12 protein-coding genes and 1 pseudogene are annotated in these 15,248 nt (G+C 58.2%); 2 read left to right on the top strand and 11 right to left on the bottom strand.

Translation table 11 applies throughout. From position 1 onward, the window contains the following. The coding region (locus tag T370_RS0107320; protein WP_029435314.1) for a beta strand repeat-containing protein at window positions 1-2,008 on the bottom strand (2,008 nt) is incomplete at its 3' end. Window positions 2,009-2,610: 602 nt separating this feature from the next. Further along, complete coding sequence (locus tag T370_RS22780) at window positions 2,611-5,181, bottom strand: winged helix-turn-helix domain-containing protein (protein WP_034506029.1); 2,571 nt, start codon at window positions 5,179-5,181, stop codon at window positions 2,611-2,613. A gap of 318 nt (window positions 5,182-5,499) precedes the next feature. Between T370_RS22780 and T370_RS22785 the strand changes: the two are divergent. Then, a pseudogene (locus tag T370_RS22785) lies at window positions 5,500-6,469 on the top strand (integrase core domain-containing protein). Window positions 6,470-6,622: 153 nt separating this feature from the next. Here the strand turns inward: T370_RS22785 and T370_RS0107340 are convergent. The 7 genes from T370_RS0107340 to T370_RS0107370 form a co-directional block, all read right to left on the bottom strand. Continuing rightward, window positions 6,623-7,291: a YoaK family protein gene (locus tag T370_RS0107340; protein ID WP_029435316.1), complete on the bottom strand. Its 669-nt coding sequence runs from the start codon at window positions 7,289-7,291 to the stop codon at window positions 6,623-6,625. Between the two features lie 707 nt (window positions 7,292-7,998). Continuing rightward, entirely contained in the window at window positions 7,999-8,808 is an 810-nt protein-coding gene (locus tag T370_RS0107345; RefSeq protein WP_005026606.1) for a MetQ/NlpA family ABC transporter substrate-binding protein, read from the bottom strand. A gap of 78 nt (window positions 8,809-8,886) precedes the next feature. Beyond that, window positions 8,887-9,549 (bottom strand): methionine ABC transporter permease, encoded by a 663-nt coding sequence (locus T370_RS0107350; RefSeq protein ID WP_005026608.1) that lies wholly within the window; start codon window positions 9,547-9,549, stop codon window positions 8,887-8,889. After that, window positions 9,542-10,543: a methionine ABC transporter ATP-binding protein gene (locus tag T370_RS0107355; RefSeq protein ID WP_005026610.1), complete on the bottom strand. Its 1,002-nt coding sequence runs from the start codon at window positions 10,541-10,543 to the stop codon at window positions 9,542-9,544. Before T370_RS0107355 ends, T370_RS0107350 begins: the two co-directional genes overlap by 8 nt. Window positions 10,544-10,786: 243 nt before the next feature. Further along, window positions 10,787-11,461 (bottom strand): MgtC/SapB family protein, encoded by a 675-nt coding sequence (locus tag T370_RS0107360; protein ID WP_005026611.1) that lies wholly within the window; start codon window positions 11,459-11,461, stop codon window positions 10,787-10,789. 339 nt (window positions 11,462-11,800) lie between these two features. Beyond that, window positions 11,801-12,145 carry a cupin domain-containing protein gene (locus T370_RS0107365; protein WP_005026612.1) on the bottom strand — a complete coding sequence of 115 codons (345 nt, stop codon included), beginning with the start codon at window positions 12,143-12,145 and terminating at the stop codon, window positions 11,801-11,803. A gap of 65 nt (window positions 12,146-12,210) precedes the next feature. Further along, a complete protein-coding gene (locus T370_RS0107370) occupies window positions 12,211-13,047 on the bottom strand; it encodes an aldo/keto reductase (protein WP_029435317.1) in 837 nt (278 codons plus the stop codon). A 180-nt stretch (window positions 13,048-13,227) separates the two neighbouring features. On the opposite strand from T370_RS0107370, the gene ndk reads away from it, so the two are divergent. Further along, on the top strand, window positions 13,228-13,644 hold the full coding sequence (gene ndk / locus T370_RS0107375; RefSeq protein WP_005026617.1) for a nucleoside-diphosphate kinase: 417 nt from the start codon (window positions 13,228-13,230) through the stop codon (window positions 13,642-13,644). Between the two features lie 119 nt (window positions 13,645-13,763). Here ndk and T370_RS0107380 read toward each other — a convergent pair whose 3' ends face one another. Together T370_RS0107380 and T370_RS0107385 are read right to left on the bottom strand one after the other, a co-directional pair. Then, complete coding sequence (locus tag T370_RS0107380; protein ID WP_029435318.1) at window positions 13,764-14,573, bottom strand: dimethyl sulfoxide reductase anchor subunit family protein; 810 nt, start codon at window positions 14,571-14,573, stop codon at window positions 13,764-13,766. Between the two features lie 2 nt (window positions 14,574-14,575). Further along, window positions 14,576-15,205 (bottom strand): DMSO/selenate family reductase complex B subunit, encoded by a 630-nt coding sequence (locus T370_RS0107385; protein ID WP_005026628.1) that lies wholly within the window; start codon window positions 15,203-15,205, stop codon window positions 14,576-14,578. Between the last annotated feature and the right edge of the window lie 43 nt (window positions 15,206-15,248).

Raw genomic sequence — 15,248 nt, forward strand, 5'->3', positions numbered from 1 at the left:
CGCCGTTGAGGCCACCCACGGAGCGAGCCTTGTTGTCGCCGTCATAGATGGCGCTGGCGGCGATGCTCAAATCCGTGCCGCTGGCGATGTTGCCCTTCAGGGTTCCGGCGCTGATCGTGGTGCCGCCGGAATAGGTGTTGGTTCCGGAAAGAATCAGCGTTCCCGCGCCGGTTTTGGTTATGGAGCCGGAACCGGAAATAACGCCGTCAAAGGACACGTTGTTGGCATTGGTGTTCACTGTCACGCCGGAGAGTGCGCTGCCGGTCGGCGTGCTATCCAGCTCCCCAATGTTGGCGTTTCCGCTGTAGCCAAAATTTACTGATGCAAAGTTTCGTGCGATATGTACCGCGGCGTCGCTGTTTTTGTTCAACGTATTGCCGGTGAAGGCGTCGCTGCTTGAGATTCCGCCCGCTACGGTTGCAGTGCTCAGGTCTGCATTGCCGGAAATGTTCACAATATTGCCCGTGGCCTTGCCGCTACCCGAGGCAACAAAACCGCCATTGACGTTGCTTTGGACCGTCCCGCTGCTGATGCTTACTATGTTGCCCGTGGCACTGCCGGAATTGGATTCGCCGCCGCTGACGCCGGTCAGCGTGCCGCCGCTGACGTTCACGCTGTTGCCGATGACATTGCCGTTGGCGCTGTAGCCGCCCAGCAGCCAGTTGGCGGAACCGTTTGTCATGATCACGCTGTTGTTCTGTGCAAGGCCGGCTGCGCTCATCCCCCCGTAGATGTTGTTTGTCACGCTGCCGCCATTGAAGGTGACGCTGTTGTCCGAAGCCTCTCCGCTGCCGCTGTCCACATAGCCGCCGAAGGCATTGTTTTGTACCGTGCCGCTGTGGAGGGCCAGGCTGTTGCCCGTGGCGCTGCCGGAGCCGCTGTAGCCGCCCTGTACATATGTTGCCGTTACATTGGAGAAGTCGACGCTGTTGCCTGTGGCATTGCCGCTGGTCGTTTCGCCGCCGTTGACGCCGCCGCTCAATGTGCCGCCGCTGACCTCCACACGGTTGCCGCTCGCGTCGCCGCTGTCGCTGTACCCGCCCAGCAGCCAGTTGGCGGAACCGTTTGTCATGGTCACGCTGTTGTTCTGTGCAGGGCCGTTTACGCTCCGCCCGCCATAGACATTTTCTGTCACGCTGCCGCCGTTGAAGATGACGCTGTTGCCCGTGGCAGCGCCGTTGCCGTTTTGCACGTAACCGCCGATGAGATGTTCCCCCACTGCACCGCCGCTCATGGTCACGTGGTTGTCCTGAGCTTGCCCGCCGTCAACGGTGGCGATGCCGCCAAAAATTCCCAAGGTCACGCTGCCGTTTTTCATGACAACGGCGTTTTCCCGGGCAGTGCCCTGTTCCACGCGTCCGCCGTAAATGACGTTTGCTTGGGACGCCGCGCCGTCCAACGTCACGCTGTTATTCAGAGCGTTCCCCTTACCGCTTTGACCGCCGTAGATATCTCTTACGGTTCCGCCGCTGATGGTAACTGTGTTCCCGATAACATGAGAATTTACCGAGCGGCTGTAGCCGCCGAGGACGTTGCCGGTTACGGAACCAGAATCGAAGATGGAGACGTCGTTTCCGTTTACGGTTCCCTCTGCAGCGCCGTAGCCGCCATAGACGCTGCCTAATACTGAACCGAAACCGGAGATGGAGACCTTGTTGCCGGTCACGGCACCATTGTTGGCTCCGCCCAGGATGTCGCCGCCGACCGAGCCGCCCGACAGAATGACCGTATTATTGCTGACCGGGCTGAACGCGGCGTCCACGTCATTGCCATAAACGTCGCCGCTCACATTGCCGCTGTTGATGGTGACCTTATTATCGCTGAGGCTCCCCGCAGGAAAAAGGCTGTTGCCGATATTCCAGAGGGGGCCTTTGTCAAGGTTTGAGCCGGGGTAGGTAACGTCAGCGGCGTTGGCCGAAGGCGCAAAGCCGGGCGGCCCAACCAGCAGGGCGGCCAGCGCGCAGGCTGGAAGAAGCCTTGTGCAGGTAAAGCGGAATCTATGCGTCATAGGTAGCCTCCTCATGTTGTAAGGGTGAAGGATGCGGCTTGCGGCAAACGGCGCGCAACGCAAAAGGCCTCACCCCGAGAAGGGGCAAGGCCATGTTTTTGGACGGAGTGGAAACGCGGAAAGCCGCGCTACGCCTGGACGCGAGCGCGGTGGATGGGCGATGAGCTGTGTGTGTGTGTGTGTGTGTGTGTGTGTGTGTGTGTAGCAAGAAGCGGACCGGAACGCGCTTGCGTTCAGGGCCGCTTCCGCCAGCCACGTTCCTTGCTTACACGCAACCCGGCCCACCGTCAAAGGATGACGGCGGAAGGACGGCGGATGGTGAAGCGGAACACGCGGCATGGAAGACATCCGATGATTACGGGCAAAAAGGTATTTATGTCAGTTTATGTTTCCTTTTGGGAAAAAAAGCAAATAATTTCTGCGTCTCACCCTTTTGGGGTGATACCAGGATGCCGTTGAGCGAGTCGCACCTCATTGTATTTTGAAAGGGCACAAAGGACAATAAACAGTACAAACGTCTCTTCAGGGGCCATACTGAGGATAAGGCGAAGCGTGTATCAGTCCGCTTCTCCTTCCTTCGCCCGTCTGTTGCGACGATTTCGCTATTTTTCCCCGTGGAGAAGTCTTCTCAGTTCCGGGCGGTTGTTTGCGCCGCATTTCCGGTACACAGTCTTCAGGTGCGTTTTGACGGTGTTGAGGCCGAGGCCCACGCGGCATGCGATCTCCGGGCCGGTGCGTCCCTCGGCGGCGAGCCGCGCGATCTCATACTGTTTGACGGACAGACCGAACGGAATTTCCGAAGCGCGTGTTCCGGGCAGTCCCAGATGGCGCAGCCACGGTTCCGCCAGGGCCAGAATGCGCCGCACGCCGTCTTCATGGCGCGTCTCTTGCGGCGCGAGCAACAGCAGCAGGACAAGATCGGCGTTTTCCACAAAAGGCATGAGCACATCGTCCGGCAGGGCCGCGTCCAGAGCGGCGCGCAGAGACTCAAGCGCCTTTTCCCGCGCGTCGAGCATGGCATGGGCGGCGGCCAAGAAGATATGGGCGTAGATGAAGAACAGGCGGTGCTTGTCGAAGAGAGGGGGTTGCAGCAGGGCGTGGAACAGGCCGAGCACGGCGGCGGCATCCCCGGCCAGCAGCAGAGCGCGGCCCTGCGCCAGCCGGAAATCGCCCTGGGCGAAGGCGTACATGCGTTCACCCCTGCCCTCGTGCACCCACGCGGGGATTTCGTCCGGACGCCGGAGGAGGCCGGAAAGGCGCGCCGCGCAGACCTCCGCCGTGTGCAGCAGAAAATAATCCTGTTTTTTGGTGATCAGATCGCGCATTTCCCGCACGGCGGCGCAGGCCGTCGAGGTGTTTTTCCGCGCCAGAGCCAGACGCGCGCGCAAAAATAGGGCGCAAAGCGTATTGCATAGTTGCCCGTGCAGCGCGGCCACGGTCTCGGCCTGACGGCAGAGGCGGAGCGCCTCGGTAAAATTCCCCGCCATGTACAGGGCTTCCGCCTCGAAAAGCAGCTCGCCGCCCGCGCCGTGCCAGTCCGCCGCTTTGTAGTAATGCGGCATACATTCCCGCATCAGCCGGATTTCCTCCCGGAGTTTGCCGCTTTCCCTGTGGAACATGAACAGCACGGAGGGACAGCCCATGCTCCAGGTGGATTCCGGCGGATACAGCCCCGTGGGGCGGCCCAGCAGTTCCCATGCCCTGCGGTGGCGGACGGACATGGCCGCGATGTCGTTGTATTCCGCAAGAGCCAGCAGCATTTCCAGTTCGCCGCGCAGCACGGGCGTGGCGGGATGCGCCTCGTCCAGCGCCGCGCAGTAGCGCGCCAGCCAGCGGCAGCGGTCGGCAAAGGCCGGAAAGTCGGACGCGGAAAGCGCGGCCAGGGCGTGCTTGAACGCTGCCCTGGGGTGCCGGGACAGGACCTCCTCCGGGCAATCCTGAAAGAGCCGGGCGAAGAAGGCGGCGCTTTCCGTGACCAGATGGCGGGCCATGTCCCGTTCCATGACCGAAAGTGCCCGCTCGAAATCGCGCGCCGCGTGATAGTGCTCCATCGCGGGAATGAATTCGTCCTCCGCCGCGAACCAGTCGCCGCAGCGGCGGTGGACGGCCTGCCGCTGTTCGCGTGGAAGTGCACGGAACAAGCGCAGCAGCAGGCTCCGGAATATGGCGTGGACGGTGTACACGCCGCTCCCTTCCCGGCGGCGGACAAACGAGTTCTGTCGGACAAGCGCCTCCAGAGCTGCCCGAGTATCCGTGCCGCAGCAGAAATCCGCCTGCGGCAGGGTGAACTGCTCCAGCGGGCAGAGCGCGAAAAGCATGTCCCGCACGTCCGGGGAGAGTGGGCGATAAAGCTGTTCTTCCAAAAGGGCGGCCATATCCGGTGGCAGTTCGTTCTCGGAATACTGCGGGGAAGATAAGGAGGAAGATTGCGGGGAGGGCAGGGTGAAAGAACGGGCGAAGGCGGGCAGGGAAAAAGACCCGTGTTGCGCGTAATGGCGGCAATGCAGATATACGCCGCTGACCCATCCGCCCGTGGCCCCATGCAGGGCGCGGATCTGTTCCGAGCTGACCTTGAGGCCGCACAGGGCGCAGTATGCCCGGATGTCTTCTTCCGAAAACGCCAGCAGGGCCGGGCCGAGGCGGGCGAGCTCTCCCTTGAGGTCCGATAGCAGGGCGTCGTCCGTTTGGAAATGCCGGGTGGTGAGCACGATGTGCAGATTGCTCATGGCCTGCCGGGCCAGTATCTGGAAAAAGCGGACGCACGACGGCGCGGAAGCCAGCAGGTGCACATCGTCCACGACCAGCACGGTGGGTCTGGCAAAGTCGAGGCTCTCCAGCAGTTCCAGCGCCGCATCGCGTCGGGCCGCGTCATCGGGCGCGAAAGGCGGGCCGAGCCTGCGCAGCGCCCGCGCCGTTTCCGCCGTCTCGGGCAGACGCTCAAACTCCCTGCACAGGGAGCGCCAGAAGGCGCCGTCCGGGGAATCCAGCACGGAAACCCAGATCACGGCCAGGTTTTCCCGGCGCAGAAACTCGCGCACGGCCACGGTCTTGCCGTAACCCATCGGAGCCTCAATGACGGTCAGGGGTGAGGAAAGAATGCCCGTAAGCGCGGCCAGCAGACGCGGGCTGAAGTAACGGACATCCGAGATGCCGGTGTAAACATTGTGTTCCATAGGAACCGCCTGAGGAGGATTTTCCCTGACGGTATCCTGTTTGGTGCTCCCTTGGCAAAGCGTATTCGGTGGCATCCGAAGTGGACGGCGTTCGCTCCACATTCCTCATTCGGTCTATCCGGTTTGAGAGTGAAGCCTGAAGGAGGTTCCGTTTCATTCCGCATAGCCTTTTCTACATCCCTCGTCTCACTGTTCAGAGTGGAATATTCCTGTTTTTGGCCTGTCCATTTTTTCAGTAAGGAGAGCGGGGTACCCCTCCCTTAAAATAGTGGAGACCAAAACTGGAGACTTCTGGTAAACCCTCCCCAGGAGGGAGCCATGAAGAAGTCACGGTTTTCTGAACACCAAATCATCACAATCCTGAAGTCTGGCGAAGCGGGCAGGACTGCCAAGGACGTATGTCGTGAGCACGGTATCAGCAGCGCCACGTTCTACGCCTGGAAGAGCAAGTTCGGCGGCATGGAAGCTTCGGACATCAAGCGTATGCGCGACCTTGAGCATGAAAACGTCCGCCTCAAACAAATGTATGTGGACTTAAGCCTGGAAAATCGGCCCTTGAAGGATGTGATCGAAAAAAAGCTCTGAAGCCAGGCCGAGAAGCGTGACGTCGTGCTGTTCGTTCACGAAGAGCATGGACTTTCCGTCAGCAAGGCGTGCACGGCATTGCGCATAAGTCGAAGCATGTTTCTTTACAAACCAACGCTGCGTGACGGCAGCCTTGTGATAACGACGCTTCTTGAGCTGGCCGAACGCTACCCGCGATACGGATTTGCCAAATATTTTGCTGTGCTGCGTCGCGAGGGATATACATGGAACCATAAGCGCGTCTACCGAATTTATCGGCAGCTGCAGTTGAACATGCGCCGCAAAGGAAAACGGCGCCTGCCCAGCCGAGCTCCCGTCCGTCTGGAGGCGCAAACCGTCGTCAACGGTTGCTGGTCTGTGGACTTTATGAGCGATGCGCTGATGCACGGTCAGCGTGCTTGACGATTTCAGCCGTGAAGGCCCGGAATTTGTCTCGGCGCAACTTGCCGGATGGGCTGAACAACACGGGATTGACCTTGAGTTCACTCAACCCGGCAAACCCACGCAAAACTCATATGTGGAGCGGTTCAACCGCACCTTCCGCGAGGAGGTACTGAACTTCTATGTTTTTAGCAGGCTGAGTGAGATTCGCACCATCGTTGACGCATGGGTACAAGAATACAACGAGCAAAGGCCACACGAATCATTGGGCAATCTCACACCAGAAGAGTTTGCCCTCAACATGCCGGGGGCTCCAGTTTAGCTTTGCACTAACTGCGGGGGCTTTACACCCGGCCCTGGTATATTTATATAACTATAATAAATTAAAGAATAAATATCTATATTAGACGTGCTAGTCAGATATGTGAGGGACACACACTCTCTCTTCCACATGGCCTGACTGTGTTTTTCGCGCTCATATCTCTTTCGCAAACATGCTCAAGAACGCTATGATGAGAAAGAGGCAGCAGAACAGAATGGCTTTTTCAGCGAAGAGGGCGGACAAGGCGGCTCCCAGCGTCGCGCCGAGCGCGAAAAAGACGACGATTTCGTAGTAGCTGAGGATGGTTTTCCTTGTATCGGGGTCTCGTGTGCGGACATAATGGAATATCTGCTCGGTAGCGCTGCGGAGATTGCCGGTACACATGGTCGTCGCCACGCTGTGCCCGTTGACTTTCCTGAAACTTTCCACTTGTACGGCGCAGACGAAGGAAACCAGGATATTGACGGCTGTATCCCACATCCCCGAGGCCATGAAGGCCGGAAAAAACAGGAGAAGCGCCTCGAAGAAAACAACGATCTGCCTCCAGTGCAGCAGATCGTATTCCTTGAACTTGGCCCGTATCCATTCCGTGAACAGGATGCCCAGGGCAAACGCGATGATGGGGAAGAGGTAAAAGGCGACTTCCTTGATATTGCCTTCCGCAAGGTTGAGCCCGAGGAGCACGACATTCCCTGTCTGCGCATTGGCAAAGACATGCCCTCGCGTGATGTAGGTGTAGACATCAAGGAATCCTCCCGTCATCGTCAGCAGGGCGCAGAGCAGGAAAGATTCCGATACCTGAATGTGTTTGCCGTGTTTCATCCTTTGATTCAACCCGAACGGCGACTTTCCCTTGGAAAGTCGCCGGATGCGCCGGCCGGTTCCTTTTCTCCTGTGGGAGGGCGGCTGGCCGTATTCCTGTTTGCCTGCGTTCCGCAACCTTTTGCAGAAAGTATTTGGAACGCAACGGGGTGAACAGGTATCCCCGTTGGATTGAGAAGTCAAGTAAAGCAATGTGATACATCATACGGAGAAGCGTTTTTCATTTCTCCCTGTCCATTTTTCTCTTCTCTTTTCGCAACGCGGCAATAGAAATGTGCGTGGCATGTTTTCGGGGGAACACGCCACGCACATTATGGGGAGGAGATACAGCTTACGCGGTATCCCTGTTGGAGCGCTGAAGGAATGCCAGCGGTACATCCGTATAAAACCAGACAGAAAGCTATGGAAATCACGAAGGGAAAAGATGAACGTTTCCCATTGATCCGCTATGTGGCGGCGAGGCTTTCTTCAGGCTTATGGGATTGATCAAAGGAAGGACATCCTGTGTTGCCATGTCCGTATTCAGCACATGAGTACGCTCTTTTTCTATCATACTGAAAGAATATCCAAAAGGCAATGCGCCTCGGCAAGGCTGCAATGTCCAGGAAGAAAAACGAAACATGGCAACGCGGGCTACGCCGCCGCAGCAAACAAAAAGCCCTGCCGGGATTCCCGGCAGGGCATAAAGGCGGGGAAGTAAAGACGGCTTAGTTGGCGGGAACCACAGCGCCTTCGTACTTCTTGGTCATGAATTCCTTGACCTGATCGCTCTTGAGAGCGTCGATCAGCGCCTTGAGTTCAGGACGGTTTTCATCTCCGGCACGCACGGCGAGGATATTGGCGTAGGTCGTCGCGGCGATGGAGTCGGCCTTTTCGGCGGACAGCGCGTCGGCCACTTTGAGGCCGCCGAGGATGGCGTAGTTGCCGTTGATGATCGCGAGGTCGACGTCAGGCAGGGCGCGGACGAGCTGAGCCGCTTCGATTTCTTCGATCTTGAGCTTCTTGGGGTTTTCCGCGATGTCGCGGCGGGTGGCGGTGAGGCCGGCGCCGTCCTTCAGCTTGATGAGCCCGTTGGACTGGAGGAGCAGCAGTGCGCGGGCTTCGTTGGTGGTGTCGTTGGGCACGGCCACCATAGCGCCGTCCTTCAGGGCGCCAAGGGACTTCGTCTTGCCGGCGTAGATGCCGAAGGGTTCGTAGTGCACGGTACCGATGGAGACCAGCTTGGTGCCCTTTTCCTTGTTGAAATCGTCAAGATAGGGCTTGTGCTGGAAGAAGTTGGCATCCAGCTCCTTGCCTTCGAGCGCCATGTTGGGCTGCACGTAGTCGGAGTATTCGATGATCTGGAGTTCATAACCCTGCGGTTTCAGAACATCGTTGGCGACCTTGAGGATTTCCGCGTGAGGCGTCGGGGAAGCGCCGACACGGATTTTCGTGGTGGCCTGAGCCGCGGTTGCGGAACCGGCTGCGACGACAAGGGACAGGGCCGCGGCCAGAAGGGCGGAGCGGAAGTTTTTCATGATACCGTATCCTTATCAAAGGTTAAAGGTTCACGGCCGCGGGCGTGGGCCCAAGAAGCCGTTTGTCGCGGAAAAAGATCAGGAAATGCGCCTGTCGCTTCGCTTGGTGGCCCAGTTGCCGAAGCTCTGGAATACCTGCACGATGACGATGAGCAGGACGACGGTGATGAACATGATGTCGGTCTGGTAGCGGTTGTACCCGTACATGATCGCCAGTTTGCCGAGGCCCCCGCCGCCGACGGCGCCCGACATGGCGGAGTAGCCGAGGATCGTGGTTGCCGCGATGGCGCTGCCGTTGATGAGCGAAGGCAGCGCTTCGGGCAAAAGCACCTTCATGATGATCTGCATGGTGGACGCCCCCATGGACTGCGCCGCCTCAATGACGCCGCCGTCCACTTCGAGCAGGGAGGATTCCACAAGCCGGGCCACGAAGGGCGCGGCGGCGATGACCAGCGGGACGACCGTGGCGTTGTTGCCGATGGTCGTTCCCACGAGCAGGCGGGTCAGGGGAATGACCGCGATCATGAGGATAAGAAATGGGAACGAGCGGGTCAGGTTCACAACGACATCAAGCACGGCGTAGATCATGGGCCGGGGCGTGATGCCGTCCTGACGGCAGATGACGAGGACCGTCCCCATCATCATGCCGAACACATAGGAAAAAAAGGTGGAAACCAGCGTCATGTACAACGTGTCCACGACGCCTTCAAGCAACATTTCGATGGTAGCCTGATCAAACATTCTTCATTTCCTCCAGCATCAGTCCCTTGGAGTCGGCATAGGCGAGGATACGCCGGACGACCTCTTCGTTGTCCGGAAGTTGCAGCACCATCTGGCCGAATGCCGTCCCGCCGATGTCGCGCGTGTCGGCAAACATGATGTTGACGGGAGCCCCGCATTCCAGCACCAGATTGCTGATGACCGGCTCAAACGAGGAGCGGCCGTTGAAAATGATCCGGTACAGCCTGCTGTGCGGCATGTCCTGCAAGGCCTCGGGAATGACGAGCTGGCGCGCCTCTTCGGTCTGAGGGTGGAAGAAAACCTCTTCGACCGAGCCGGTTTCGGCAATCCGCCCGTGGCTGATGATGGCGACCTGATTGCAGATTTTCTCGATCACGCTCATTTCGTGCGTGATGATGATGGCGGTGATCCCCAGGCGCCGGTTGATGTCCTTGATGAGCGAAAGGATGGATTCCGTAGTGGCGGGGTCGAGGGCGGAAGTGGCCTCGTCGCACAGGAGGATCTTGGGGTTGGTAGCCAGAGCGCGGGCGATGGCCACACGCTGCTTTTGCCCGCCCGAAAGCTGCGACGGGTAGGACTGTGCCCGGTCGGATAGGTTGACCAGCTCAAGCAGCTCGCGCGCCCGCTCGCGGGCGGCGTCCTTTTTGACTCCGGCAAGCTCCAGCGGAAAGCAGATGTTTTCCTCAGCCGTGCGCTGCATGAGGAGGTTGAACTGCTGGAAGATCATGCCCATGCTGCGGCGGGCGATCTGCAAATCCCGGGAACCCAAACGGCACATGTCCCTGCCTTCGAACATGACGCTTCCGCCGGTAGGCCGCTCAAGCATGTTGATGCAGCGCACCAGCGTGCTTTTCCCGGCGCCGCTTTTGCCGATGATCCCGAAAATATCCCCTTTCCTGATGGTCAGGTTGATGCCCTGGAGGGCATAGACTTCGGTATTTTTGCTCCTGAACCGCTTTTCAAGGTCCTGGATCTGAATGATGGCTTCCGTCATCCGCGTTTTTCTCCTGTTCCGTTTACATCAGGAGCTACAATAGTAGCGTGCGCGCACGCCGTCAAACGTCCGTGCGCGCGATACTATTACCTACTTTTGGCTCTTTGAGAACGCCGGAAGCATCATTTTTCTGACGAAAAAATTGATCTATTATTCTTGATGGATAGGACGGTGATCCATCTCGTTTCCCGCGAATGGGGAAACGTGACGCTTATGGTGCTTCGCGGCGGGCTGGGGTTGTGCTCACAGATCTATGGATTTGATGTGCGGATTGTCGCTGAGCAGGCTCATCAGTTGCGTCACGTTGTAATTCCTCGGCAATTTTACATAAAGGTCCAGCGAAATAAGCCCATTGCCGTTATTCCGGGACTTCATGCTGATGATTTCGAGGTTGTGGCTCAGGAGCTTGTCCCGGATGGAGGCGACACCGTCCCCCGTATCCTCGATTTCCATCGAGATCTGCTCGGCCACGGGGAAGTTGAGCCATGTAAAGTTTTTGTGGAGCGTCATCTGGGCCGCTACGATGAGCAGGGTGGCCGCCACGCCGAGGAAGTAGAGCCCAGCGCCGATGGTCATGCCGATACCTGCCGTGGCCCAGACGCCCGCCGCCGTGGTCAGGCCGCTGATGGTCTGGTTGCGGACGAAGATCATGCCCGCGCCGAGAAAGCCCACGCCCGTCACGATCTGCGCGGCGATACGGGAAGGATCCAGCGCCACGCCCTTGAGGGTGGTCACGTCGGAAAAGCCGTATTTGGAAACAACCATGATGAGCGCCGCCGCCAGTGCCACGATCAGGTGCGTGCGGATTCCGGCCTCTTTCAGACGGTTGTTGCGTTCGTAACCGATGAGGCCGCCGCATATCCCGGCGATGAGGATGCGAAAAAAGAATTCCAGCTCTGTAAAGACGGTGATGTCCATGAGCCTCCCCGCTTGTTGGAAAGTACAATCATTGTCATATGCCAGTTGTGGTGTGGCAGTTCATGCTGTTCCCGTCAAGTCCCGAAAGGAGACATGGGCAGCGGAGAAAGGCGCTTTGGAAGGGGAAGCAATACGGGAAAAGCATATGGGTTCCTCCCTGATCGGCTACAACGATACAAGGCTTTGACCGCAATTCCGCGTCGGCGCTGCAACATTCCGGTGTGCATCACGGCGTCAAACGGTGTTCGTCCATGACGGAAAAAGCCCTACGGGCCATCTGCAACAAAAAAAGCTCTCCTCGGGGGAGAGCCTTGTGCGTTTCGGGTATTGGAACGCGGATCACGCGTAGAGGATCAAGGCGATGAATTCGAGATCTTCAGTACCGTCGTTCTCCAGCATGTGCTCCTCTCCGTCTTTGCAGATCATCACGTCACCGGCGGTTACTGGCTTCAGTTCGCCATTGTCGAAGTACAGGCCAGTGCCGCTGAGAACATGGTACACCTCGAAATCACCGACATGGCGATGCCGGCCGACGGAACAGCCGGGTTTGAGCACGCAATGGTTGAAAACGCGGCCCTTACCCGCGAAATCTTCGCCGTTGAGCAGTTCCGCGGCGAGGATATGCCCTTTGCCGCCTTTGTGCTGCATGTCCAATTTGGTCAGTTCATCATAATGCCGTATCATGAAAATGCTCCTTTCGGCCCATGATACGGCACTTCATGACCGTTGTGAATGATGGGCGAGCGGCATTACTTGATCCCCGTGAATGTATACGGATCATCTCCGATATGTTCGCCGCAGTCCAGCGCATCAATCCGATCCATATCGCCCGGTGTGAGTATGAAGGAAAACACGTCGCCGTTTTCATGTATCCTGCTTTCGTTGCTTGATTTAGGGATGGCGATGTGCCCTTTCTGGATATGCCAGCGCAGAATAATCTGGCCCGGCGTTTTCCCGTGGGCGGCGGCGATTTCTACGATGGCCGGATGCTGCATGAGTTTGCCCCGGAACAGCGGTCCCCACGCCACGAGCCGTATGCCGTTTTCCCGGCAGTATGCGCACAAATCACGCTCCTGATAAAGAGGGTGCAGCTCGATCTGGTTGAGTACGGGGAACCTGCCGAACGCGCTCCGGATTTCCTCCAGATGTTTGATCTGGAAATTGGATACGCCAACCCGGCGGACGAATCCTTCCTCACGTCGCCTCAGAAGTTTTTCGTATGCGCTGAGACGTTGTTTCCGATCCGTCCCCGGCCAGTGGAGAAGGCAGCAGTCCAAAACGTCTATTCCCAGATCCCGCAATGATTGCGCAAGGGAAGCATCCGGATCGTCAAAACGGGTCGGCCAGATTTTCGAGGAGATGAAAAGGTCCTCACGCTGTACGCCGCATGTACGGATCGCTTCGCCAACCTCGGCTTCATTTCCATACATGGCCGCCGAATCGATGTATCGGTAGCCGTCCCGGACGGCCCAGCGGATCGCGTTGATGATTTCTTCGCCGTGCGCGGCGTAACACCCAAAGCCATATCCCGGCATGGCCGTGCCGTCATTCAGAGACACGGGCTCCGCTATGTCGCGAATGCTCATGGCTGTTCCCCCTAAGGAAATGTTTTTTCGGAACTATCGGACAGGGAATGAAAAGAAGCAAGGGAAGGGTGCCGGCATATGAAGACGGCTGTGCGGAATGATTGCTTTTTGACGAGGAGTCCTTTAGGCAGGAAAGACATGTACCGGATCTCCCTTTTTTACCCACAGGAGTGAACAAGCATGATTGAGCGTACCCTTTCCCTGATCAAACCCGATGCCGTACAACGGAATCTGACCGGCGAAATCCTTGCCATGATCCAAGGGGCTGGCCTCAAGGTCGTGGCCCTCAAGATGATCCACATGACCAAGGCACAGGCGGAAGGGTTTTACGCCGTACACCGGGAACGTCCTTTTTTTGACAGCCTGACCGACTATATGAGCTCCGGCCCGGTGGTTTGCTCCATTCTGGAAGGTGAGGACGCCATCCATCGGTATCGTGAACTCATGGGTGCCACCAACCCGGAAAAGGCCGCTGAAGGGACGATCCGCAAGAAATACGCGGTCAGCCTCGAGGCGAACTCCGTGCACGGTTCCGACGCGCCGGAAACGGCGGCTTTCGAAACCCGGTATTTCTTCAGCGCGTTTGAAATAGTGTAGGGTTTACCTGTTCAAAAAGAACATGAAGGCCACGAGGACAACGAACAACAAAACCAGCGACGTGGTAATCATACGAGCCTCCCTTTGTGAAAAGCCCCGGTCATCCCGGGGCTTTTTCGTTACATGCCGAACCATGTGTAGCCGCTGTAGAACAGGGCGCGTCCGCAGACCTCACCCGCTACGATGGGCAGGAGGATGATTCCGGCCCTGATCCAGAGCGGGCAGGGGCAGGTTCGGCAAGCGCCCGGAAGCATCTCATTGACGCCATTACGGATGAGCAGCAGAGGGCCCAGCGCTGCGCCGAAGAGCAGGAGCGTCAAATGCCATGCCAGCAGATAGGTGGAGAACGGCGATTGCGCCAACAACAGCTGCAACGGGATCACCAGCATTTGGAGTATGAAGGCCAATACGATGAATACGGGATACCAGCCGAGCAGGAGCGTTGCCTTCTTTTCGGGATCCTTCCGGGCGGCAAGGGCGTCCATGAAGAGCAGCAGGCTGGAACCGAGCAGCAGGCTGGTGGCGAGAAAGAGCCAGTAGGTGAACAGCGAATTCCAAAAAGGAACGGTCGGGATGGTGTAAACCCGGCTCATGACATAGACAAAAGCAAGGCCGAGGATGGCGGCCAGACGGCGTGCCCATGCATTGAGCGTGATCAGCCAGAGGAGAAGCCCGGCTCCAAACAGCCCGACGAACAGGATTTCGCGGCTCAGCCACGATGTCCCCACGTTGGTGATCGTGTAAAAGCTTACCGTAGGATCGGAAAGATGTTCCAGTGAAGCCAGCGCGCCCACGCCGAGCAGGATGCAGGCGGCCCACGCCTTGGCCCGCGACGTGTCGGCGGTACGGCTGAAGAAGGACAGGATCAGCATACCCGCCGCGGCTTGGCCGAGCAGGGTGAAGATGACGAGACTCCAATAACCGTGCATGGCTAAACCTCCTCGGGATTGCTGATGCGTTTCCCGCGCAGCCCTTCGGTGCTGCCTTGCGGTTTGGAATGACGGTTGGGAGCACAGATGAAGTGGGGACGGGTGAGTTCCGGCCCCGGAAGCGGCGCGATGGCGGCCTGTTCCCCATAACGCTTGAGCAGTTCGTCGTATTCGCCGTAATCCAGCGCGCGGCAAGGGCAGGCCGCGACGCAGGACGGGGGCAGGCCTTGCTCAAGATAGTCGCGGCAGAAGTCGCATTTGGTCATCTTCTTGCGCTCGGGGTCAAACTGCGGCGCGCCGTAGGGACAGTTCCATTCGCAGTAGCGGCACCCCACACAACGGTCCGGATCCACGGAGACGATGCCGTTCTCGTCCTTGTGCATGGCCTGCGTGGGGCAGGCTTCGGCACAGACGGGGTTCTCGCAATGGTTGCACGACAGCGACACGTAGTAGGCGAAGACGTTTTGTTCATAGGCGTCGCCCACGGGAAGCCATTCACCACCGGAATATTCCAGAACCCGCCGCCACAACACGCCTTTGTTCAGGTTATGCTTGTCGATGCAGGCGATCATGCAGGCCTTGCAGCCGGTGCATAGTTCCGAATTGAAGTAGAATGCAGGATTTTTGATCATGAATCGGTCCTTTTCTTCGGCCTGAGATACGGCCGCCCGGAGA

The organism is Bilophila wadsworthia ATCC 49260 (assembly GCF_000701705.1).
Classification (GTDB): domain Bacteria; phylum Desulfobacterota; class Desulfovibrionia; order Desulfovibrionales; family Desulfovibrionaceae; genus Bilophila; species Bilophila wadsworthia.

Coding starts and splice junctions, on each gene's coding strand:
- T370_RS0107345 (WP_005026606.1), bottom strand. CDS start 8,808: ATGAAAAACTTCCGCTCCGCCCTTCTGGCCGCGGCCCTGTCCCTTGTC.
- T370_RS0107340 (WP_029435316.1), bottom strand. CDS start 7,291: ATGAAACACGGCAAACACATTCAGGTATCGGAATCTTTCCTGCTCTGC.
- T370_RS0107385 (WP_005026628.1), bottom strand. CDS start 15,205: ATGATCAAAAATCCTGCATTCTACTTCAATTCGGAACTATGCACCGGC.
- T370_RS22780 (WP_034506029.1), bottom strand. CDS start 5,181: ATGGAACACAATGTTTACACCGGCATCTCGGATGTCCGTTACTTCAGC.
- T370_RS0107360 (WP_005026611.1), bottom strand. CDS start 11,461: ATGGACATCACCGTCTTTACAGAGCTGGAATTCTTTTTTCGCATCCTC.
- ndk (WP_005026617.1), top strand. CDS start 13,228: ATGATTGAGCGTACCCTTTCCCTGATCAAACCCGATGCCGTACAACGG.
- T370_RS0107355 (WP_005026610.1), bottom strand. CDS start 10,543: ATGACGGAAGCCATCATTCAGATCCAGGACCTTGAAAAGCGGTTCAGG.
- T370_RS0107370 (WP_029435317.1), bottom strand. CDS start 13,047: ATGAGCATTCGCGACATAGCGGAGCCCGTGTCTCTGAATGACGGCACG.
- T370_RS0107350 (WP_005026608.1), bottom strand. CDS start 9,549: ATGTTTGATCAGGCTACCATCGAAATGTTGCTTGAAGGCGTCGTGGAC.
- T370_RS0107380 (WP_029435318.1), bottom strand. CDS start 14,573: ATGCACGGTTATTGGAGTCTCGTCATCTTCACCCTGCTCGGCCAAGCC.
- T370_RS0107365 (WP_005026612.1), bottom strand. CDS start 12,145: ATGATACGGCATTATGATGAACTGACCAAATTGGACATGCAGCACAAA.